A 20,058-nucleotide genomic window follows, 5' to 3' on the forward strand; every position below is an offset into this window, starting at 1 on the left:
GCGCGCGCGCGCGCCGCCACGCCCCCCCCCTCGCGCGCCCCGCCCTCCCCCGCGCCGGCCCCCCGCGCCCCCCCCCCCCCCCCACGCTGGTTCCATGACCGAGAGCCGCATCGAGCAGGGCACCAGCCGCACCGAAGGCACCACACGGACCCTGCACTTCACGCTGACCCTGCCCCACCCCGTCGAGAAGGTCTGGGCCGCCGTCGCCACGCCCGAGGGCCTGACCGGCTGGCTCGCCGCGGCGGACGTCCTCGAACCCAGGCTCGGCGGCGCGGTGACGCTGCGCTGGCTCAACGGCGGAGCCGCGTACCGGGGCCGGGTCACCGCGTGGGACGTGGAGCGGGTCGCCGAGTACACGCTCGAAGGGCTGCACGGCCGGATCCGTTTCCACCTGGAGCCGGGCACGATCCTGCGGTTCACGAACGAGTTCGAGGGCAACGACGCGCTGCGCCTGGACTGTCTCGCCGGCTGGCACGAGCACTTTCTGATGCTCGCCGACGCGCTCGACGGCCGCCCCATGACCGCCGACGGCTGGGCCGCCTGGACCCGTGAACGTTGGCAGACCCTGCGCGACACGTACGACGCCCAGCGCCCCTGACCCCTGACCTCTGACTCCTGACCTCTGAGGGGGCGGACAGGACTCAGGGCTCCAGCGAGCGCCAGATCCGGTCCGGGAGCAGCCGCGCCGCCTCGTCCGGCGCAACGCCGGAGACCCCGGCGAGCCAGCCGCGCGCGAAGCCGATCACCGGTCCGAGGACGAGCGCCTCCAGGACCGGCCCCGGCAGATCGGCGATCTCGCCCGCCGCCACGTACCCCTCCAGCCACCGCGTCAGCGGGGAGAGCCGCGCCTCCTGGGCGTCCCGCAGCTGCCGGGCCTGCTCCATCCCGAGCCGGTCCGCGTACGCGGAGTGCAGCAGGCGGGCCTCGTCCGGGTGGTCGCGGACGAAGGACAGGTAGGCGTGGACGATCGATTCGATCCCGGCGCGGGCGCCGCGGGGCTCGGCGAGGGCGCCGCCGAGGTGCTCCAGGAGCCGGCCGAGCCAGCGGACCACCAGCGCGTTCATCAGCCCGTCGACGCTGCCGAAGTGGTGATAGAGGCTGCCGAGGCTCACACCGCTCGTGCGGGTCAGGGCGCTGACGGTGACGCCCTGTTCACCGGCCTCGGAGTACACCGTCAACGCGGCGTCGAGGAGGCGCTCGGCGGTCTCCGCGCCGCGCCGCTGCTTGGGACTCATGGTTACCGATCAGCCTAGAACACCGGATTCCGCCGTGCTTCCTAAAGTGAATTTCTAGAAAAGGACTCCAGTTCGGCGTCCGTTTGGGTCACACTGATCTTTCCCCGGCCGGTGCCGTCGAGCAGTACGGGGGACCGCTCGGCGGCACCGGCCGGGACACGGGAGGCCTGCGCGGCGCGGATGCCGGAGGGGACATCCGCGCCCGGGCCCGCCCGCACGCCCCTGGACCGGCCTACGCGCCGATGTCCTCGTTCCACAGCTCCGGCCGCGCCGCGATGAACTCCGTCATCAGCGCCACGCACTCCGGGTCGTCGAGCAGCACGATCTCGACGCCGTGCCCGGCCAGCCAGTCGTGCCCGCCGTGGAAGGTCCGCGCCTCGCCGATCACGACCCGTGAGATGCCGAACTGGCGCACCAGCCCCGAGCAGTACCAGCAGGGGCTGAGCGTCGTCACCATCGTCGTGCCCCGGTACGAGCGCTGCCGCCCCGCGGCGCGGAACGCGTCGGTCTCGCCGTGCACCGAGGGGTCGTCGTCCTGCACCCGCCGGTTGTGGCCCCGGCCCAGCAGCGTCCCGTCGGCGCCGTACAGCGCGGCCCCGATCGGGATGCCGCCCTCCGCGAGGGAGGCCCGCGCCTCCTCGACGGCGGTCGCCAGCCACGTACGGGCGAGATCCGGGTCCAGAGTCATCGTCAGTCCTTGTCCTCGCCCTGCTCCTTGCGGCGCAGCTCCTCCTCGCGGCGGCGCAGGTCCGCCTCCCAGTCCTTGAGGAGAGCCTCGTCTTTCTGGTTCTCCTTCTTGAGGGACTGGAGGAACTCCGGGTTGTCGTCCGGCGCGACGTACGTGGCGCGGTGCCCGCGGTGCCACTCGGACGGCGTCGAACCGCCGGCCGGCACACGGCGCTGCTTGCCGACCACGAACCAGAGGATCGGTCCGACCAGGATCTCGCCGAAGAGCAGGATGATGATCAGCCACACCACCTTGGGCAGCCCGCGCACCTCCTCCTCCGGCGTGTTGATGCAGTCGATGAACGCGTAGATCAACAAGGCCAGGACGAGCAGGAACGGCAGCAGGCGGAGCATGGTGTCGCGATCCCCCAAGGAGCGGTGCGGAGGGCCACGTGGCCCCCGGTGACCGGCCCAGGTTAGCCGGTGCCGGATACTGGACGGCATGGCTTACGACGATCTTCGCTCGCTGCTCCGGGCGCTGGAGCGCGAGGGCGACCTCAAGCGCATCAAGGCCGAGGTCGACCCGTATCTGGAGGTCGGTGAGATCGTCGACCGGGTGAACAAGGCCGGCGGCCCCGCCCTGCTCTTCGAGAACGTGAAGGGCTCCTCGATGCCCCTCGCGATGAACGTGTACGGCACCGACCGGCGCCTCCTGAAGGCCCTCGGGCTCAAGTCGTACGGCGAGATCAGCGACAAGATCGGCGGGCTGCTCAAGCCGGAGCTGCCGCAGGGCTTCGTCGGTGTGCGCGAGGCGTTCGGCAAGCTCGGCGCGATGGCGCACGTGCCGCCGAAGAAGGTGAAGTCCGACAGCGCGCCCGTGCAGGAGGTCGTGCTCACCGGCGACGACGTCGACCTGGACCGGCTCCCGGCCCTGTTCACCTGGCCCGAGGACGGCGGCTCCTTCTTCAACCTGGGCCTCACCCACACCAAGCACCCCGAGACCGGTGTGCGGAACCTGGGCCTGTACCGCCTCCAGCGCCACGACAAGCGCACCATCGGCATGCACTGGCAGATCCACAAGGACAGCCGCAACCACTACCAGGTGGCCGCCAAGCGCGGCGAGCGGCTGCCCGTCGCCATCGCCTTCGGCTGCCCGCCCGCCGTCACGTACGCGGCGACCGCCCCGCTGCCCGGGGACATGGACGAGTACCTGCTCGCCGGGTTCGTCCAGGGCAAGCGCGTCGAGATGGTCGACTGCAAGACCGTCCCCCTCCAGGTCCCGGCGAACGCCGAGGTCGTCATCGAGGGCTGGCTCGAACCCGGCGAGATGCTGCCCGAGGGCCCCTTCGGCGACCACACCGGCTTCTACACGCCGCAGGAGCCCTTCCCGGCCCTGAAGATCGACTGCGTGACGATGCGGAAGCGTCCGCTGCTCCAGTCGATCGTCGTCGGCCGCCCGCCGACGGAGGACGGCCCGCTGGGCCGCGCAACGGAGCGCTTCTTCCTGCCGCTCCTGAAGGTGATCGTCCCCGACATCGTGGACTACCACCTGCCCGAGTCCGGCGGCTTCCACAACTGCGCGATCGTCTCGATCGACAAGAAGTACCCCAAGCACGCCCAGAAGGTGATGCACGCGATCTGGGGCGCGCACATGATGTCGCTGACCAAACTGATCGTCGTCGTCGACTCCGACTGCGATGTGCACGACCTTCACGAAGTCGCGTGGCGCGCGCTCGGGAACACGGACTACGCCCGTGACCTGACCGTCGTCGAAGGCCCGGTCGACCACCTCGACCACGCCTCCTACCAGCAGTTCTGGGGCGGCAAGGCGGGCATCGACGCCACGAAGAAGTGGCCCGAGGAGGGCTACACCCGGGACGGGGGCTGGCCCGAGATGGTCGCCTCCGACCCCCGTACGGCGTCCCTCGTGGACCGCCGCTGGAAGGAGTACGGGCTGTGAGCGCAGCTGAAGGACTACTCCCGCAGCCGGGACGCACCAAGGCCTTCCTGCGCCTGGTCATGATCGAGCACTCGGTCTTCGCGCTGCCCTTCGCCTACATCGCCTCCCTGACCGCGATGTTCCAGCTGGACAAGAACATCCACTGGGGACGGCTGCTCCTGGTCACCATCTGCATGGTGGGCCTGCGCACGTTCGCGATGGCGGCGAACCGGATCATCGACCGCGAGATCGACGCCCGTAACCCGCGCACCGCGCACCGCGAGCTCGTCACCGGCGCGGTGACCGTGAAGTCGGCGTGGACCGGCGCCCTGATCGCCCTGGTGATCTTCCTCGGCGCGGCGGCCCTGCTGAACCCGCTCTGTCTCGCCCTGGCCCCCATCGCCGTGATCCCGATGGTCGTCTACCCCTACGGGAAACGCTTCACGAACTTCCCGCAGGCCATCCTCGGGCTCGCGCAGGCGATGGGCCCGGTCGGCGCCTGGATCGCCGTCACCGGTTCCTGGTCCTGGGACGCGGTCGTCCTCGGCCTCGCGGTCGGCGTCTGGATCGGCGGCTTCGACCTCATCTACGCCTGCCAGGACGTGGAGACGGACCGCGAGGTCGGCGTGAAGTCGGTCCCGGCCCGCTTCGGCATCCCCGCCTCCATCTGGGGCGCCCGCGCCTGCCACACCGTCACCACGGCCCTCTTCGTCTGGTACGCCCTGGCGACGGACGCCGGCACCTTCTTCTGGGCCGGCCTCGTCATCGTCGCGGGCGCCTTCCTCTACGAGCACACGATCGTGAAGCCCCACGACCTCTCCCGCCTGAACCGCGCCTTCTTCCAGGTCAACGGCTTCATCGGGATCGCCCTGTTCGTGTGCGCGCTGCTGGATCTGCTGGTGCGGGGGTTGACGGTCTAGCTGCCCCGGCCTCGGGCACCGGATTCCAGCCATCCTGGCCACTGGACCGTGGCGCCCTCCGGCCTGCGCGTGGGCGGGCCCGCGCAGGTGTTTGTGGCGTTCCCCCATGGTCGACTTCCGGCCACCGCGTCCCCGGAAGCGGACCCACGCCCCCTACGGAGTGTGACGCACGGACTACCTTCCTCGTGATTGCTTCTGCTACTGATGGGAACATCAGTAGCCGCGCGGGGGAGAGTGAGAGCAGTGTCTGGCGGTTCGGGGGAGGCGTCGTCCGGTGGTGCCTGGGCGTCTGTGATCGCCGTCGGTGGTGCGGCGGCGAGGGCGGCGATGAAGGTTGAGGGCGAGACCCTCGCGGGGTTCAAGCGGCGGGTCGATGCGCTGCTGCGCGAACTGGACGGGTCGAAGGCGGCCCCGCACTCGATCGGGAACGGCCGCCTGGCCAAGGGTCGGCTGGGCGCGTTCGACGAGGCCGACGACCTCCACTCCGCCTATACGCACGTGCACACCCAGCTGGAGAACCTCTCCAAGATGCTGGCGCTCCAGATCGAGGCGCTGGGCGTCACGGTGAAGGCGTCGAAGTCCGGATACGAGAACTTGGACGACGACGTACGGGCTCAGCTGGCCCGTATCCGTTCGCGGGCCAACGATCTGACCGGGGACGGTTCCCCGCACAGGCGTTCCCCGGCGGGGGAGCGCGACCCGGCGCCACGTGCGACGGACGGTGCGGCGGGCGGCCTGTGAGCGCGTATCGGAGGGACACGAAGTGAGCGGCGGTTTCGGGTCACAGATCCCCGGCATGGCCCTGCAGTACCGCTTCATGATGTACGGGCCGGAAGAGCTCTGGACGATGGTCGAGCCGGCGGACGGCTCGGCGCCCGCGGACCTGGGTGTCCTCCTGACCGCGGCGGCCAAGACGATCAACGAGATCGGCGAGGACCTCAAGAAACACAGCACAGCGGTCGAGTGGGACGGCGAGGGCGGCGACGCGTTCCGCAGCTGGATCCGCAAGGCCGCGCTGGCCACGCTCGGACTCGGCGACTACAGCGAGGCCGCGGGCAAGTCGATGGCGACGGCGGCCGATACGTTGCACGAGGTCAAGCCGCAGCTGGAGCGCCTGAAGCGCTCGGGTGCGTCGGCGCGTTCGGTCCTGGACGCGGACGGCGCCAAGGAATCCGAGGTGACCTCGGCGCAGAAGCAGTACGACAACGACCGCGCCGAGGCGGCTCTTCTGATGATCAAGCTGGCGCAGTCGTACTCGGCGTCCACGGAGCGGATCAACGGGCTTGAGGCGCCGGTGTTTCCGGAGATGCCGGAGCGGTTCGTGCCCACAGACGTCCGCGACGACCGGGAAGAGCGCAATCCGGCGCCGTCGGAGTCCGGGACCGCGGCGGCGGTGGGCAGTGCAGGCGTCGCTGCTGTCGGAGCAGTCGCTTTGCGCGAGGCTGCCCGAAGCGCGGACCTTGCATCGGGTGGTTCCGGTCCTGTGAGCCCAGCGAGGCCGAACCCTGAACTGCCTGTGGGCGGTGGCCCGAGCACGTCGCTCGACCGCGCTGTCCTGCCGACCGCGACGCCTCCGGCGACATCCCCGACGACACCGCCTTCTCACCTGCCGACCGCGATCTCGGGACCGGGGACGCCCCCTCCGACGCCGCAACCGCAGATGTTCACCAGCATGGGCCGACCTGGCCAGCAGTCCGGGATCCGGGGGCCGATGGGAACGCCGGTGGCGAATGGCACCCCAGGAACATCCGGCCCAACTCCCCCGCGGGCACCAGGACGCGGCGTACCCGGAGTGACAGGTCCTGGCCTGCCTGGGGGGACAGGGAGCCAGGCGTCGGTGCGCACCCCTGGTACGGCGCAACCCGGACGCCCGTCGAACGGGATCTCGGGTGGCCGTCCCCTGCCCCCGCAGGCGGGCCGGACAGGGAGTGCGGTGCCACGCGGCACAGTGGTGGGCGGTACCCCGGCGCAGCAGGAGCCAGGGGCACGCACCGGTGCCGGTGCGCCGACCGCGCCGCGTGCAGGGGGATCTGCCGGTGGCCGGGCCGCCCCGATCACAGGGCGCACCGGCCCCAGCGCGGCAGGAGGAACGCCCATGGCTGCGCACCCGGACGGGGTGGCGGGCGGGCAGCCCCGGCAGGCCAAGCCGACGCGGGGCGCGCCTTCGGGTTCCGCGCAGGCCGGAAGCGGAAGCGCAGGGAAAGCTCCAGTCACAGCAGGGCATACCAGTCCTGCTGCTGTCCCCCTGGTTCCGTCGCGTAAGGATGGTGCGCGTTCCGACCGGGACGAGCCGCCTCCGCGCCATCCGCAGCTGCCCGACGACGACCAGGCGTGACACGAAGGATGACCATGCACACCAGAGCCCGGAAGCTCCGTGGCATACGACTGCTGGCCGCCCTGTCCGGCGCGGTGCTGGTGGGGGCCGTGACGCCGTCTGCGGATGCCGCGACCGCGCGTGAGGACCAGTGGCACCTGGACGCCATGCACGCCGATGAGATGTGGAAGACCAGCACGGGCAAGGGTGTCACGGTGGCGGTTGTCGACTCGGGAGTGGATCCCAGGCTGCCGGACCTGCGCGGTCGGGTACTTCCGGGCAAGGACCTCTCTTGGCGCCCTGGTGATGAGCACACGGACTACGACGGCCACGGCACGGGCATGGCCGCACTGATCGCCGGGACCGGAGCTGCGGGGGCGCAGAACGGCACGTACGGCCTGGCCCCTGGGGCGAAGATCCTCCCGATCCGCATCCCGGACTTCATCGAGAACGCCCGTAAGGACGGCAATCCGGACAGCTATCCCACGTTCATTTCGAAGGCGATCCGTTATGCCGCGGACTCGGATGCCCAGATCATCAACATCTCGCAGGCCAGCGAGTGGAATTCTCCGGAGCTGGCGAAAGCCGTCGAGTACGCGCTGTCGAAGAACAAGCTGATCTTCGCGGGAGTGGGCAACCTGGGCAGGGGGACCAACCCGTTGCAGTACCCGGCAGCCACGCCGGGCGTCGTGGGTGTGGGAGCGATCGGCAAGGACCTGAAGAAGACCGCAGCTTCCCAGCGCGGGCCACAAGTAGACCTTGTGGCGCCGGGCGACGAGATGGTCGCCGCGTGCTCAGACGCCAAGTCTGGTGTGTGTGTCACCAGTGGAACCAGCGACGCCACGGCCATCGCCTCCGCCTCCGCCGCCCTGATCTGGTCCAAGCACCCGACCTGGACGAACAACCAGGTCCTCCGCGTCCTGGTGAACACGGCCAGTGGCCCGGTCAGCGGCAAGAAGCGCACGGACGAGATCGGCTACGGAGCTGTGCGCCCACGCATCGCGCTGACAAAACCCGGGGACCCGGGCCCGGCGGACGAATACCCGCTGCCGGGCTTTCCTGCGAAGGGGAGTGCGGCTCCGTCGCCGGCGGTGTCGGCGGGCGCCCGTGCGGGGCAGGCCGATGACTCGGGCACGTTGCTCGGCGTCGTCATCGGCGCGGGCGGTGTCGCACTTCTGGGCGGAGCGGTGGTCTGGGTCGTCGTGCGGCGCCGCCGGCGCTCTGGACCGCCGACGCATACGGCCGCGGCCTTCGGTGGTCAGGTTCAGGGGCCGTACCCGCCTCACCCGCCGTACGGGGCCGCGCCGCAGGGAGGCCCGACGAGCCCGTATGGCCAGGGTCCGACGGACCAGCAGCGACCGCTTTAGGACACGAGCGCGCTGGTACGGCACACAACACCTGGCACCGAACCAGGATCACGGGGAGAAAACACATATGGCATGGGACGAGTGGGAGCAGCTCAAGCAGCAGGCCTCTGAGCGGAGTTCGACCCAGATGCAGCTGAACCAGCTGGCGGAGTCCGGCGGCGGCGGGCGGAACCTGATGGTGTACGACGATGACCTCGGGGAGGTCGGGCACGAGGCCCACGGTCTGCACGGCGACCTGCGTAAGCAGGCGGATGTCGACGGTATGGGTGCTGACAAACAGGGGAACGGGCCCTCGGGCCAGGCTGCCGCAGAGCTCAAGGGGCAGAACTTCACCATGGGCGGAGCACTGGCGGAGACGGTCCGGACGTGGTCGAGCCAGGTGGATTCTCTGCTGCAGGCGTGCGCGCACATTTCGAATCACCTGAACTACTCCAAGAAGGCCCATGCGCAGGACGACGCGACGATCGCGGCGTCAGTGAGGAACTCCGATGGTTCGACCATGTCGGTCTCAGAGCTGAACAAGTACTTCAAGTAGTAGGGGGAGGCCCGTGTCCGGCATCACGATGACGAACCTGTCCGAAGTCAATCTCGGAAAGCTTGAGACAAGCGTCGCCGACTGGAAGAAGGTCGTCGGCAATCTGAAGGAGCTGGCCGACCGGGCCGAGAAGGGCCTGCTGGGGAAATCGGAGTCGGCCCGGTGGGCGGGCGTCAACTCGGATGTCACCAAGGCGTTCGTCCGCAAGACTGCGAACGAGTTCGAGGACGCCCGCGCGGAAGCCGACAGCATCTATCAGGTCCTCAGCGACGCCCACACGGAACTAGTCGATATCCAGAAGAAGCTGCACCTGGCGCTGCACAAGGAAGCTTCGGCACTCGGAGTCAAGGTCGAGGACTACGGGAACGGGGGAGACGGGCCGACCATCCATGTCTTCTTCCCTCACGACCGCACCACGGACGACACGCACACTCAGGAAGAGCTCGACAAGGCGCGAGATCTCGCGACCCGGATCGCCAACCTGGTGGCGCACGCTCAGGAGATCGACGCCTCGGTGGCTCGGGCACTGCGCAAGAGTCACGGTGGCGACAAGCATGACTTCGGGCACGAGACGTACAAGTCCCTGGACGATGCTCAGGAACAACGCGCGTCGGAGCTGGCGAAGCTCGGCCCGAAGATGAGTAACAAGCAGTTCGAGGAGTTCAACAACATCCTGAAGTGGAACCGCCGGGACCACGAGTTCAGCACGGCGTTCTACAGGTCACTCGGAGGCCCGAAGGAAACGCTGGAGTTCTACGGTCGGATGTCGCTGGACGGCACAGATACCAACCTGGACAAAGCGCGCCTCGAGCTCACCAAGGATCTTCAGCGCAACATGGGTGTGGCCCTGGCGACGGCGACGGACGTGCCGGGGCGCAAGGATCCCAGCTGGCCGCACCTGCCGGCCAGCTGGGGAACGGAGTTCCGCCGCCTGGGGACGCAGCAGCTGCAACTCGGGGAGTACCCGACGAACGGCCCGAACTCGCCGTATGGATACCAGGTGCTCGGCGGGTTGCTCCGTTACGGAAACTACGACCCCAAGTTCATCAACCCCATCGCCGGGCACCTCGTCCAACTGCACCACGACGACCCGAACTTCTTCACGCAGAGCGCGCCCATGTCCATGGGCAAGGACGACCACTGGGGGTTCAATCCCTCAGGCAAGGTCGGCGAGGGATACGACCCCCTGCCCAGCGTCCTGGAAGGGCTCGGGCACAGCCCTGAGGCGGCGAAGGAGTTCTTCAAAAAGCCGGAGCTCGGTGATGAGCCGTACGCGTACAACGAAGACGGGACGATCAACAAGTCCGAGCGGATCGACTACGACTACTTTGACGAGTTGACGGACAAGGATTTCAAGTGGATGCCCGAAGGAAATGCCGGCCGAGGTGACGGTGAGGCGAGACTGGGAGATGTCGGGGCGGACGCGCTCGGCCACGCTCTCGAAGCGGCGACCACGGGACATGCATACGACGCGAGCAACCCGGTACTGCATCGGGACGAACAAACCGGCGAAATCATGAAGAGGGTCATCGAACAGTACAACATCACCAAGGGGTCGCCGCCGGACCCGATGATGGACAGCCTTGCAAAAATGGGGGCCTCCTACATCGACGACTTGAACTATTCGACCTACGAGTTCGGCGGATCTTCGGAGATGACCGATCGTAACGCATTGTTTGCGAACAGCAGTGACGGGTCGCCTAGGACTGACTTCCACAAGTCGCCCGCCAGAAGCTTCATGATGTTGGTAGCGGGCGATGAGGACGGTTACAAGGCTCTGTCGAGTGCGCAGCAGCTCTACGCCGGGAGTGGGCTCGCCGCATTCGAGGGGCAAAAGGAGCACGGGATAGAGTTCGCGGCAAATTCTGCCGAGGTGAACGGGATTCTTGACGCGTCTCGGGAGCATCAGATTCATGTCGACTACAAGGATGCCGAAGAGAAGGAGGACCTCGCGAACGAGAAGCATGCCGAATGGAAGAAGACTGCAATGAGTGGCGCGATCGCGGTGGCGGCAGGAGGTGGAACAGCAATGATCCTTGGCCCTGCGGCCGGTTTCGCAGCCGCCACAGCGGTTCCGTTGGTGGTAGAGAGTGGCGGTGCGATCATCGATACCGTCTACGGAAATCAGACGATGGATTACCTGAAGGAGAATGAGAGCAACAACGACGGGCAGGCCATTCAGGACATGCAGAACGTGCGTGATATCGGAGAGCGGGCCACGTGGATTCCTGTCGAGAACTACGGCCGGTCTGAAGACTTCTCGGTCCAGGACGCGCGTGACGCGAAATCTGCCGTCGAGGACAAGTACGATCAGGGGCGCAATTTTGTTGACCAGGAGCTGGGTAAGGTGAGTTGATAGATGCTCCGTCAAGTCAAATCGCTCACCTTCGTGGTGATACCCCTCTCTCTTGCAGTATCCGTTCTGGCCGGATGCTCCGGTGGCGGAGGGGATTCGCAGCGCGAAGCTGGAGCCGGTGGTCGCGCGTGCAAGAACTACCTCAGTGAGAAGAACTCGACCCGGCTGGGTAAGCCGCGCGATCCGTATTACAAACCGGTAGCGCCGGCGCAACTGCGAAAAGCCCTCCGCAAAGAAATCGAAGGTTGGACCCCGGGCTCTCCGCCCATCAGTCTTGACGAGTACATCGTCTGCGACGTTTCAGATGAATCCACTCACCTTTTCACTGTGGAGTGGTCGAAAGATTCCATGAAGCGAATCAAGTCCAAGGAGCGGTGGGAGGAGCCGGTTGGAGATGCTTACTTCGCCAAGTCGGGGAGTGTGGGCGGTAGTGCAGCCCTGGCCTTCCCCTGCCAGATTCCAGGTGCTGCAGACGGGCAAGAAGACGCACTACCGCTGGAAGTCGGGGTCGGGGGCGTTCCTAGGTCTGTAGATTCACCCGGATTTCAAAGGTCTCTGGCCCTCGACCTTGCTCGTTCCGTCCGCAAGATCATGCAATGTGAGAACAATCCGGTGATCCCCGAGAAGCCAGGTTCGTGAGGGGCGTTGACCAAGGGCCGCATCAAGGACTGGTGGACGGCCACCCGTTACCCGGCTGACGGCATCCCGCCGCAGTCCCGCTCGCACGTGCGGTCCGCCCGCGCGCCCGGGTGCTGTCACGGAGCTGGCGCTACGAGAAGGGCCCCGACGGCCGTCGCCGGCGTGTCTACTCCCTCGACTTCGACTCGAACTAAATGCGGGACCCGATGCAGAAGGCCGTGCTCGCCTCGGGTTGGACGTGCGGGGCTCCTGGCGCTGAGTCAGCCGGCTGAGTCCGCCTCGGTACGGGCCTTCTTGAGCGTTCCCGCGGCATCGCGGGAGACAAAGGAGCCCAGGCCGGGTTCGGTGTAGACAAGGCCCTCCTTTTTCAGGTTCTGGTTCACCTTCTGGGCCGTCGCGTTCGCGATGCCGAACTCCTCGCCAAGTTGGATCACGGAGGGCACTCGCGTCCGGGGGCCGTACGTACCGTCCTCGATCCGGCTCTTGATGATCGCGGCCACCTGGCGCCAGCGCGGGATATCAGGCTCGAACTCCATCACGCCACCATGATGAGTGCACTGTGGACTGATGTGCGAGCTATGTCACCCCTAGCATGCCTGTCGTTCCCTCGCTAGGTTGGCGTACAAGAAGGCCCCGGCGACGGAGGCAACCGTCCCGGGGCGTGGCATCAACTAGCTCAAGGAGTTGACGCATGTCCGACCTTACCGCCCGGGCCTTGCCCTGGGTTGCCTTCTTCCTCGCCTCCCTCGGAGTCCTCGCCTCGCTCGTCCGCGAGACACTGCCCCCGCCGCGCGGCCGGCACCGGCGCGCCGCTGAACCGGTCCGCTGGGTGGCATGGCCCGCATGGGGTGGCCTCCGCCCCGAAGAACCCCCGCTGAACGCCGACGCGAGCCGCCTCGTGCGTCCCTATGTCATCGCCGCCGAACAGGCCGCCCGGCGCAAGGAGCTGCTGCTCGCCGACTTCGGGCTGGACGGGCCCGGGCCGTACGTCATCCACGGGCTGGAGGTCGCGTGAGCGAGGGACTGAGGCGGGTGCCCTGGAGCGGGGAGGACGGCAGGGCGGTGTTCGTGGTCGCGGACCCGGATGCGCCGGGGCCAGTGTCCAGGCGCGCGGACACCGTCGAATCCGTACAGCTGGAGATGGCCGGAGTGCTGCTCGCGCACGCCCGGCAGATGGTCGACGAGGCGGGCCCCGCCGAGCTGCGGCACCTGGCGACCGAGCTGACGCGCGCGCTGGCCGACACGCTGCGGATCGCCTCAAGGGCGAAGCCGTAGCGGACCGGGGCACCGACGGCCGCACGCATCCGTAGCGTGCGGCCTACCATCGGGAGCAGGACTCAGGGAGGCCACCGTGACCATCGCGGACATCGACCGCCTGCGCTCGCAGCTCAGCCGGTTCGAGGACATGTTCCCCGGCTATCGCGTCGAGATTGTCGAGGGCAACATCATGATGAGTCCGGTCAAGCCTCACCATGCGGAGACCATCCGCTTGGTCTGGAACATGCTGGAGGCCCAGGTGGGCCCGGCGTGGGGCTTCACGAGCGATGTCGCCTTCGTCTTCGACGGCGAGAACGAGTTCTGCCCCGACCTGGCGGTCATCCCCGCGCCGGAAGTCGCGAAGAACGAGAGCGCGTACGACCCCGACCTCGTCGAACTCGTCGTCGAGGTCGTCTCCAAGGGCAGCATCCGGCGTGACTACGAGACCAAACCTCGCTGGTACGCCTCCCGGGGCATCGCGAACTACGTGATCCTCGACCCGCTGAAGGGGCAGTGCGTCACCATGTGGAACCCCGGCTCTGAAGGCTATCGAGGCCGTGACACCATCCCGTACGGCACGGACGTCACCGTCGACTCCCCGCTCGGCAGCCTGACGATCGACACGGCCCGCTTCCCGGTCGACCCCAAGAGCCCGCGGCCCGATCAGGGCTGAGGCCGCCGCCGCAACACGAACGCCGCCCCCACCCCCGCCGCGAGGCCGAGCAGGTGGCCCTGCCAGCTGACGCCCTGCTGGAGGGGGGAGAGGCCCGCGAGGATGCCGGCGCCGTAGTAGGCGGCGGCCAGGACGCCGACGACGATGCCGAGCGGGCGGCGCTCGAAGAAGCCGCTGAACAGGACGAAGCCGAAGAGCCCGAAGATCACGCCAGAGGCGCCCGCCGTGTTCGTGTGGGCCGGGGCGACGAGCCAGACGCCGAGCCCGCCCACGACGGCGATCATCACGACGGCGTACACGAAGCGGCGCAGGCCGCTGAGCGCGGCGACGAAGCCGAGGACGAGCAGCGGCAGCGAGTTCGCCGCGAGGTGGGCGAAGCCGAAGTGGATGAAGGAGGAGGGGACCACGTCGACCAGTTCGGCGGGGTCGCGGGGCTGGACGCCGAAGCGGTCGAGGGAGTGGCCGGTGACGGCGTCGACGGCCTCCAGCGCCCACAGCAGGGCGACCCAGCCCAGCATCAGCTTGGCCGCCGGCAGGATCCGGTCGCGCGCCGACCACCGCGGCACGGTGTCCTGTGAACTCTCGTACGTCATCTCGTCCCCACCCCTGGGTTCCCTCGGCCGGGCCTCACGCCCGTGGCCCCTGCTCAATTCCCCATTGTGGACCGCCGGATAGGCTCGTGGTGTGGAGCACGTGAAAGCAGAAGACCGCAGGCCCTGGGTCGTCGGGGTGTCCGGCGCCTCCGGCACCCCGTACGCGGCGTCCGTGCTGCGCGCGCTGATCGCGGCCGGTGAGGCCGTGGATCTGGTCGTCTCGCGGGCTTCGCGCCTGACGCTGCTCGACGAGACGGGCATCTCCTTCCGGGACGCGCACTGGCGCGAGGACCTGGGGGAGTGGCTGGCGCGCGGGGCGGACGGCAAGCCGGGCACGTTCGAGGGGATCGACCTGGGCGGGGTGCGGTACTGGCCGGCCGGGGATCTCGCGGCGGGCCCGTCCTCGGGGTCGTACCGGGCCAAGGGGATGATCATCGTGCCCGCGTCCACGGCGTGCGTGGCGGGCGTGGCGCTCGGGCTGTCGAAGGACCTGCTGCAGCGTGCGGCGAGCGTGACGCTCAAGGAGGGGCGCAGGCTGGTGGTCACGGTGCGGGAGACGCCGCTGAACGGGCAGACGCTGAAGGCTCTGGTGACGCTGGACGAGGCGGGCGCCGTGGTGGTGCCCGCCTCGCCGGCGTTCTACGCGGGGGCGACGCACATCCAGGATCTGGTGGACTTCGTCGCGGGGCGGGCGCTGGACGCGGCAGGAGTGCCGCACACGCTGTACCGCCGTTGGGAGGGAGAGCTGGGGGGAGGCTCTCGGGAGAGCTAGCGCTTCTTCGCGCGCGCGGCCTTCTTGGCGGCGCGGCGGGCGTCGATGGCGGACTGGTGGACACGCGCACGATTGGCCTGGTCCTGCATCTCGCGCATGCGGGCGTAGGCCATCTCGATCGTCGTGAACACGGTGACAACACTCCTGAGAATCGTTGGTTTCGATGGATCTGAAGCGATCCAGTGATGTGACTTTAGGTTTTGCGGTGCGTCAGCCCCGCATGCCTTAGATTCTACACGTAAACTCGCGTCAACGCTGAACAATGAAAGGCTTTGGTCCTATGGACGCCGTGGACAGGCAGCTCATCCAGGCCCTGCGCGAGAACGGCCGCGCCTCGTACGCCGAGTTGGGCCGTCTCGTGGGCCTCTCCGGCCCCAGCGTCACCGACCGCATCAACCGCCTCGAGGCCGCCGGAGTGATCACCGGCTACCGGGCCACCGTCGACTCCGCCTCGCTCGGTCTCGGCGTCACCGCCCTCATCGGCATCTCCCTGTCGGACGCCGCCGACCACGAGGACGTCGCGCGCCGCCTCAAGGACCTGCACGAGATCGAGGACTGCTGGTTCATCGCGGGCGACGACTCGTACATGCTCAAGGTGCGCGCCGGGGACGTGGACGGGCTGGAGAAGACGATCCGCCGGCTCAGCGGCACCAAGGGCGTCTCCCGCACCCGCACCACGATCGTGCTCTCCACCAAGTGGGAGAACAGGGTGGGCGAACTGCCCGAGGAGGCCTGAGCCGAGGTCGCGGATCAGGCCCCGGTGGCGGGGCGTACGGTGGAGCGAGTTTTCCGGGTGAGGCGAATCCTCCGGTGAGGAAAGGTACGGGCATGGACGCAGGGCTCAAGCGCGAGCTGGAGCAGAAGGTCAGGGACGGCGAGCGGCTGTCCCGCGAGGACGGCATCGCGCTCTACGCGTCGGACGACCTGGCCTGGCTCGGCGGACTCGCCCACGAGGTGCGGACGCGCAAGAACGGCGACGTCGTCCACTTCAACGTGAACCGTCACCTCAACATGACGAACGTCTGCACCGCCTCCTGCGCCTACTGCTCGTTCCAGCGCAAGCCGGGTGAGAAGGACGCGTACACGATGCGCATCGAGGAGGCCGTCAAGCTCGCCAAGGCGATGGAGTCGGAGCACCTCACCGAGCTCCACATCGTCAACGGCCTGCACCCGAACCTGCCGTGGCGCTACTACCCGCGCTCCCTCAAGGCTCTCAAGGAGGCCCTGCCGGACGTCGGCCTCAAGGCGTTCACGGCCACCGAGATCCACCACTTCGAGAAGATCTCGGGGCTCTCCGCCTCCGACATCCTCGACGAGCTGATCGAGGCCGGTCTGGAGTCGCTCACCGGCGGCGGCGCCGAGATCTTCGACTGGGAGATCCGGCAGCACATCGTCGACCACGACACCCACTGGGAGGACTGGTCGCGCATCCACCGCCTCGCGCACGAGAAGGGGCTCAAGACGCCGGCGACGATGCTGTACGGGCACATCGAGGAGCCCCGTCACCGCGTCGACCACGTGCTGCGCCTGCGTGAACTGCAGGACGAGACGGGCGGCTTCCAGGTCTTCATCCCGCTGCGCTACCAGCACGACTTCGTGGACATGAAGGACGGCAAGGTCAGGAACCGCCTCCAGGCGCGCACGACCATGGCCACCGGCGCCGAGTCCCTGAAGACCTTCGCCGTCTCCCGCCTCCTGTTCGACAACGTGCCGCACGTGAAGTGCTTCTGGGTCATGCACGGTCTGCAGACCACGCAGCTCGCGCTCCAGCACGGCGCCGACGACATGGACGGCTCGGTCGTCGAGTACAAGATCACGCACGACGCCGACAACTACGGCACGCCGAACAAGCTGACCCGCGAGGACCTCCTGGACCTCATCCGCGACGCCGGCTTCCGCCCCGTCGAGCGCAACACGCGCTACGAGATCATCCGCGAGTACGAGGGCCCCGACCCGGCCCGCCGCGACGAGCCGCAGGCCATGCGCCTCTGACTCCGGTCCGTCCGCGGCCTCAGGTCAGCGGCAGCATCATGTGGACGTCGTCCCGGTCGTCGCCGGGGGCCACCCGAATCGCCCCCGGCACCCGGCCGACCTCCCGGTAGCCGCACGCCGTGTAGAAGAGGTCGGCCCCGGTCCCGCCGCGGCAGGTCAGGCGCAGCGCCTCGATCCCGTCGAAGCCTCGCGCGGCCTCCTCCACGGCGGCCATCAGGGCCCGGCCGTACCCCTGGCCCTGGTGCTTGGGGTGCACCATCACCACGTAGACCCACAGGTGGTGGCGCATCAGACGGTGCGGGGTGTACGCGAGGAACGCGGTCGCCGTGACCGTCCCGTCCGCGTCCCGCCCCACCAGCAGCCGGGTCCCGCCCTCCTCGATCTCGGTCAGGCGCCGGGCCAGCTCGGGGCGGACGTCCTCCGGGGTGACGGGCGGGACGAAGCCGACGGCCCCGCCCGCGTTGGAGACGTCCGCCCACAGGGCGAGCACGTCGTCGCGCAGCTCCGGATCGATCGCCGGGTCCAGGGTGAAGGTAAGAGTCATAACTCGACCGTACCCATTACGGCGGGGACCGCTCAACGGGCTTTCCGGCGGGCGTGCTTCACTGGGGGGACCATTTCGCAACGTTCGCAACGGAAGAGTGGATTGACATGCTCCGCTACACGCTGATGCGCCTCGGGATCTTCGCGGGCTGCTTCCTCGTCGTCTGGGGTCTCGTCGCCACCGGCATCGTCCCGCGCGGCCTCGGCGGCTCCAACTACCTGTGGATCATCCTGCTCGCGCTGGTGATCTCCGCGCCCCTCAGCTTCGTGCTGCTGCGCAAGGAGCGGGACCGCGCCTCCGAGAAGATCGTCGCCCGCGTCGACCGCGCCAAGGCCAACATGGAGGCGAACCGCACCATGGAGGACAGCGCGGACGACGCCGCCCGCGCGCACGGCGCCTAGTCGTCAAGGGTCGCGGCGCCCGGCCGTCCAGGATGTGGACGCGGGACATGATCCAGATGTAAGCGCCACGTAAGTTGCGTCACACCTCGTAGGGCCCCGGCATCGCTCAGATGCCGGGGTTGCCTGCGTTTTCAAGGCATTTGCGGCTTTCGAGCCGTCGGACGGGTGAAGTTACCTCAAAGAAACCCTTTGATGTTCCCAAAGACGCGGTGTTAACGTTCCTGACATGAAGACATCCGCAGCGCACCGAACGGCCATGAGCGTCCCGCTCGTGGCGCGCCTGCATGTCGATCTCTGCCGCTGCATGTCCGCGGCGTGTCGCGCCTGACGCGAACTTCCCCATGCAGCGGCGCCGCCGATCCGTCTCGCGGTCGCCGCTCCAGTACGTCCCCGTCTTGTCCCCCCGCGTCATCACTGGAGTGCCTCCGTGTCCGCGAACACCCCTGAAGTCGAACAGAAGCGCGGCTTCCGCATACCGATCCCGTTCTGGGCCCAGGTTCTGCTCGGCCTCGTGGTCGGCCTGATCCTCGGCTGGGTCGCCCGCACCTACGACGTCTCGTGGCTCGCCACGACGCTCGACAAGGTCGGTGGCATCTTCGTCCAGCTCCTCAAGCTGGCCGTCGCCCCGCTCGTCTTCTTCGCGATCCTGGTGTCCATCACCAACCTGCGCAAGGTCAACAACGCGGCCCGCCTCGCGACCCGCACCCTGCTCTGGTTCATGATCACCTCGCTCATCGCGGTCGTCATCGGCCTCGCGATCGGCCTGCTGACCAACCCGGGCAACGGCTCGGACCTCACCCCGGCCGACGGCGCCAAGCCCGACCATGCCGGCTCCTGGCTCGACTTCCTGACGGGCATCATCCCGACGGACATCATCACGCCGTTCACCGAGCTGAACGTGCTGCAGATCGTCTTCATGGCCGTCGTCGCCGGCATCGCCATCCTGAAGATCGGCACGAAGGCCCAGCCGATCCTCAACCTCTCCGAGTCCGTCCTGGAGCTCCTGCAGAAGGCCCTGTGGTGGGTCATCCTGCTCGCCCCGATCGGCTCCGCCGGCCTCATCGGCAACGCCATCGTCCAGTACGGCTGGGACCTCCTCGGCAACTACGCGACGTTCACCATCGACATCTACGTCGGCTGCGCCCTGGTCCTCTTCGGCGTCTACCCGCTGCTCCTCGCGACCGTCGCCAAGCTGAACCCGCTGCAGTTCTTCAAGGGCGCCTGGCCCGCCATCCAGCTGGCCTTCGTCTCCCGCTCCTCGGTCGGCACCATGCCGGTCACCCAGCAGTCGGCGATCCGCCTCGGCGTCCCGAAGGACTACGCCTCCTTCGCCGTCCCGTTCGGCGCCACCACCAAGATGGACGGCTGCGCCGCGATCTACCCGGCGATCTCCGCGATCTTCGTCGCCCAGATCTTCGACGTGCACATGGGCATCAAGGAGTACCTGCTCATCGCGTTCGTCTCGGTGATCGGCTCCGCCGCCACCGCCGGCCTCACCGGCGCGACCGTGATGCTGACCCTGACCCTCTCCACCCTGGGCCTGCCCATGGAGGGCGTCGGCCTGCTCCTCGCGATCGACCCGATCCTGGACATGATGAGGACGGCGACGAACGTGGCCGGCCAGGCGCTCGTCCCGGTGATCGTCTCGGCCCGCGAGAAGATCCTCGACCGCACGAAGTACGACAACGCCAAGGCGTCCGGCTTCGACGACGACATCGAGGTCTACGAGCACACCAAGACGGACCAGGCCGAGCCCGTCACGGCCGCCGCCTGACGCACCGCGCCACCGACCGCGCCCCGCCCCGGAACCCAGGTTCCGGGGCGGGGCGCCGTCATGTGCGGACGTAGGCTGGCG

At 68.3% G+C, this 20,058-nt stretch carries 24 protein-coding genes; 17 read left to right on the forward strand and 7 right to left on the reverse strand.

The window, feature by feature from the left end; genetic code table 11:
* The first annotated feature begins 94 nt into the window (after positions 1–94).
* Complete coding sequence (locus tag ACFW9D_RS07920) at positions 95–598, forward strand: SRPBCC domain-containing protein (RefSeq protein ID WP_384619128.1); 504 nt, start codon at positions 95–97, stop codon at positions 596–598.
* A gap of 43 nt (positions 599–641) precedes the next feature.
* Here the strand turns inward: ACFW9D_RS07920 and ACFW9D_RS07925 are convergent, their stop codons facing one another.
* The 3 genes from ACFW9D_RS07925 to ACFW9D_RS07935 form a co-directional block, all read right to left on the reverse strand.
* Positions 642–1,235, reverse strand: coding sequence for a TetR/AcrR family transcriptional regulator (locus tag ACFW9D_RS07925; protein WP_384619130.1), 594 nt, complete (start codon positions 1,233–1,235; stop codon positions 642–644).
* A gap of 232 nt (positions 1,236–1,467) precedes the next feature.
* Positions 1,468–1,923, reverse strand: coding sequence for a nucleoside deaminase (locus tag ACFW9D_RS07930; RefSeq protein ID WP_384619132.1), 456 nt, complete (start codon positions 1,921–1,923; stop codon positions 1,468–1,470).
* Positions 1,924–1,925: 2 nt separating this feature from the next.
* Positions 1,926–2,315 (reverse strand): PLD nuclease N-terminal domain-containing protein, encoded by a 390-nt coding sequence (locus tag ACFW9D_RS07935; protein ID WP_188337492.1) that lies wholly within the window; start codon positions 2,313–2,315, stop codon positions 1,926–1,928.
* An 88-nt stretch (positions 2,316–2,403) separates the two neighbouring features.
* On the opposite strand from ACFW9D_RS07935, the gene ACFW9D_RS07940 reads away from it, so the two are divergent.
* The 8 genes from ACFW9D_RS07940 to ACFW9D_RS07975 all read left to right on the forward strand — a co-directional run bounded on the left by ACFW9D_RS07940 (position 2,404) and on the right by ACFW9D_RS07975 (position 11,971).
* Positions 2,404–3,861, forward strand: a complete 1,458-nt coding sequence (locus ACFW9D_RS07940; RefSeq protein ID WP_384619134.1) for a menaquinone biosynthesis decarboxylase — start codon at positions 2,404–2,406, stop codon at positions 3,859–3,861.
* Positions 3,858–4,760, forward strand: a complete 903-nt coding sequence (mqnP, locus tag ACFW9D_RS07945; protein WP_384619136.1) for a menaquinone biosynthesis prenyltransferase MqnP — start codon at positions 3,858–3,860, stop codon at positions 4,758–4,760. The genes ACFW9D_RS07940 and mqnP overlap by 4 nt, the downstream gene beginning before the upstream one ends.
* Positions 4,761–5,087: 327 nt before the next feature.
* Positions 5,088–5,501 (forward strand): hypothetical protein, encoded by a 414-nt coding sequence (locus ACFW9D_RS07950; RefSeq protein ID WP_384619138.1) that lies wholly within the window; start codon positions 5,088–5,090, stop codon positions 5,499–5,501.
* A gap of 55 nt (positions 5,502–5,556) precedes the next feature.
* Entirely contained in the window at positions 5,557–7,095 is a 1,539-nt protein-coding gene (locus ACFW9D_RS07955) for a hypothetical protein (RefSeq protein WP_384619141.1), read from the forward strand.
* 14 nt (positions 7,096–7,109) lie between these two features.
* Positions 7,110–8,441 carry a type VII secretion-associated serine protease mycosin gene (mycP, locus tag ACFW9D_RS07960; protein ID WP_384619143.1) on the forward strand — a complete coding sequence of 444 codons (1,332 nt, stop codon included), beginning with the start codon at positions 7,110–7,112 and terminating at the stop codon, positions 8,439–8,441.
* A 67-nt stretch (positions 8,442–8,508) separates the two neighbouring features.
* Positions 8,509–8,976, forward strand: a complete 468-nt coding sequence (locus tag ACFW9D_RS07965) for a hypothetical protein (protein ID WP_384619146.1) — start codon at positions 8,509–8,511, stop codon at positions 8,974–8,976.
* 13 nt (positions 8,977–8,989) lie between these two features.
* Positions 8,990–11,332, forward strand: coding sequence for a hypothetical protein (locus ACFW9D_RS07970; protein WP_384619149.1), 2,343 nt, complete (start codon positions 8,990–8,992; stop codon positions 11,330–11,332).
* A gap of 3 nt (positions 11,333–11,335) precedes the next feature.
* Positions 11,336–11,971, forward strand: a complete 636-nt coding sequence (locus ACFW9D_RS07975; protein ID WP_384619151.1) for a hypothetical protein — start codon at positions 11,336–11,338, stop codon at positions 11,969–11,971.
* A 260-nt stretch (positions 11,972–12,231) separates the two neighbouring features.
* Here the strand turns inward: ACFW9D_RS07975 and ACFW9D_RS07980 are convergent, their stop codons facing one another.
* Entirely contained in the window at positions 12,232–12,507 is a 276-nt protein-coding gene (locus ACFW9D_RS07980) for a GntR family transcriptional regulator (protein WP_188341391.1), read from the reverse strand.
* Between the two features lie 155 nt (positions 12,508–12,662).
* Here ACFW9D_RS07980 and ACFW9D_RS07985 point away from each other — a divergent pair, with 155 nt between their 5' ends.
* The 3 genes from ACFW9D_RS07985 (at position 12,663) to ACFW9D_RS07995 (ending at position 13,901) form a co-directional block, all read left to right on the forward strand.
* Positions 12,663–12,986, forward strand: a complete 324-nt coding sequence (locus tag ACFW9D_RS07985) for a hypothetical protein (RefSeq protein ID WP_384619152.1) — start codon at positions 12,663–12,665, stop codon at positions 12,984–12,986.
* Positions 12,983–13,246: a hypothetical protein gene (locus tag ACFW9D_RS07990; protein ID WP_384619155.1), complete on the forward strand. Its 264-nt coding sequence runs from the start codon at positions 12,983–12,985 to the stop codon at positions 13,244–13,246. The genes ACFW9D_RS07985 and ACFW9D_RS07990 overlap by 4 nt, the downstream gene beginning before the upstream one ends.
* 76 nt (positions 13,247–13,322) lie before the next feature.
* On the forward strand, positions 13,323–13,901 hold the full coding sequence (locus tag ACFW9D_RS07995; protein ID WP_384619157.1) for a Uma2 family endonuclease: 579 nt from the start codon (positions 13,323–13,325) through the stop codon (positions 13,899–13,901).
* On the opposite strand, the gene ACFW9D_RS08000 is transcribed toward ACFW9D_RS07995, so the two are convergent.
* A complete protein-coding gene (locus tag ACFW9D_RS08000) occupies positions 13,892–14,494 on the reverse strand; it encodes a rhomboid family intramembrane serine protease (RefSeq protein ID WP_384619160.1) in 603 nt (200 codons plus the stop codon). The genes ACFW9D_RS07995 and ACFW9D_RS08000 overlap by 10 nt on opposite strands.
* A gap of 91 nt (positions 14,495–14,585) precedes the next feature.
* On the opposite strand from ACFW9D_RS08000, the gene ACFW9D_RS08005 reads away from it, so the two are divergent.
* Complete coding sequence (locus ACFW9D_RS08005; RefSeq protein ID WP_384619162.1) at positions 14,586–15,266, forward strand: UbiX family flavin prenyltransferase; 681 nt, start codon at positions 14,586–14,588, stop codon at positions 15,264–15,266.
* Here ACFW9D_RS08005 and ACFW9D_RS08010 read toward each other — a convergent pair.
* Positions 15,263–15,397, reverse strand: coding sequence for a hypothetical protein (locus tag ACFW9D_RS08010; protein ID WP_262928338.1), 135 nt, complete (start codon positions 15,395–15,397; stop codon positions 15,263–15,265). The genes ACFW9D_RS08005 and ACFW9D_RS08010 overlap by 4 nt on opposite strands.
* Before the next feature lie 149 nt (positions 15,398–15,546).
* On the opposite strand from ACFW9D_RS08010, the gene ACFW9D_RS08015 reads away from it, so the two are divergent.
* Positions 15,547–16,002 carry an Lrp/AsnC family transcriptional regulator gene (locus ACFW9D_RS08015; protein WP_188337482.1) on the forward strand — a complete coding sequence of 152 codons (456 nt, stop codon included), beginning with the start codon at positions 15,547–15,549 and terminating at the stop codon, positions 16,000–16,002.
* A gap of 92 nt (positions 16,003–16,094) precedes the next feature.
* Complete coding sequence (gene mqnE / locus ACFW9D_RS08020) at positions 16,095–17,258, forward strand: aminofutalosine synthase MqnE (RefSeq protein WP_384619164.1); 1,164 nt, start codon at positions 16,095–16,097, stop codon at positions 17,256–17,258.
* A 19-nt stretch (positions 17,259–17,277) separates the two neighbouring features.
* Here the strand turns inward: mqnE and ACFW9D_RS08025 are convergent, their stop codons facing one another.
* Positions 17,278–17,802: a GNAT family N-acetyltransferase gene (locus ACFW9D_RS08025; RefSeq protein WP_384619165.1), complete on the reverse strand. Its 525-nt coding sequence runs from the start codon at positions 17,800–17,802 to the stop codon at positions 17,278–17,280.
* A gap of 107 nt (positions 17,803–17,909) precedes the next feature.
* On the opposite strand from ACFW9D_RS08025, the gene ACFW9D_RS08030 reads away from it, so the two are divergent.
* Both ACFW9D_RS08030 and ACFW9D_RS08035 read left to right on the forward strand, forming a co-directional pair.
* Positions 17,910–18,203, forward strand: coding sequence for a DUF4229 domain-containing protein (locus ACFW9D_RS08030; protein ID WP_384619167.1), 294 nt, complete (start codon positions 17,910–17,912; stop codon positions 18,201–18,203).
* A gap of 427 nt (positions 18,204–18,630) precedes the next feature.
* Positions 18,631–19,977: a dicarboxylate/amino acid:cation symporter gene (locus ACFW9D_RS08035; protein ID WP_384619169.1), complete on the forward strand. Its 1,347-nt coding sequence runs from the start codon at positions 18,631–18,633 to the stop codon at positions 19,975–19,977.
* Positions 19,978–20,058: the final 81 nt, after the last annotated feature.

Source organism: Streptomyces sp. NPDC059524 (assembly GCF_042749255.1).
Lineage (GTDB): Bacteria > Actinomycetota > Actinomycetes > Streptomycetales > Streptomycetaceae > Streptomyces > Streptomyces xanthii.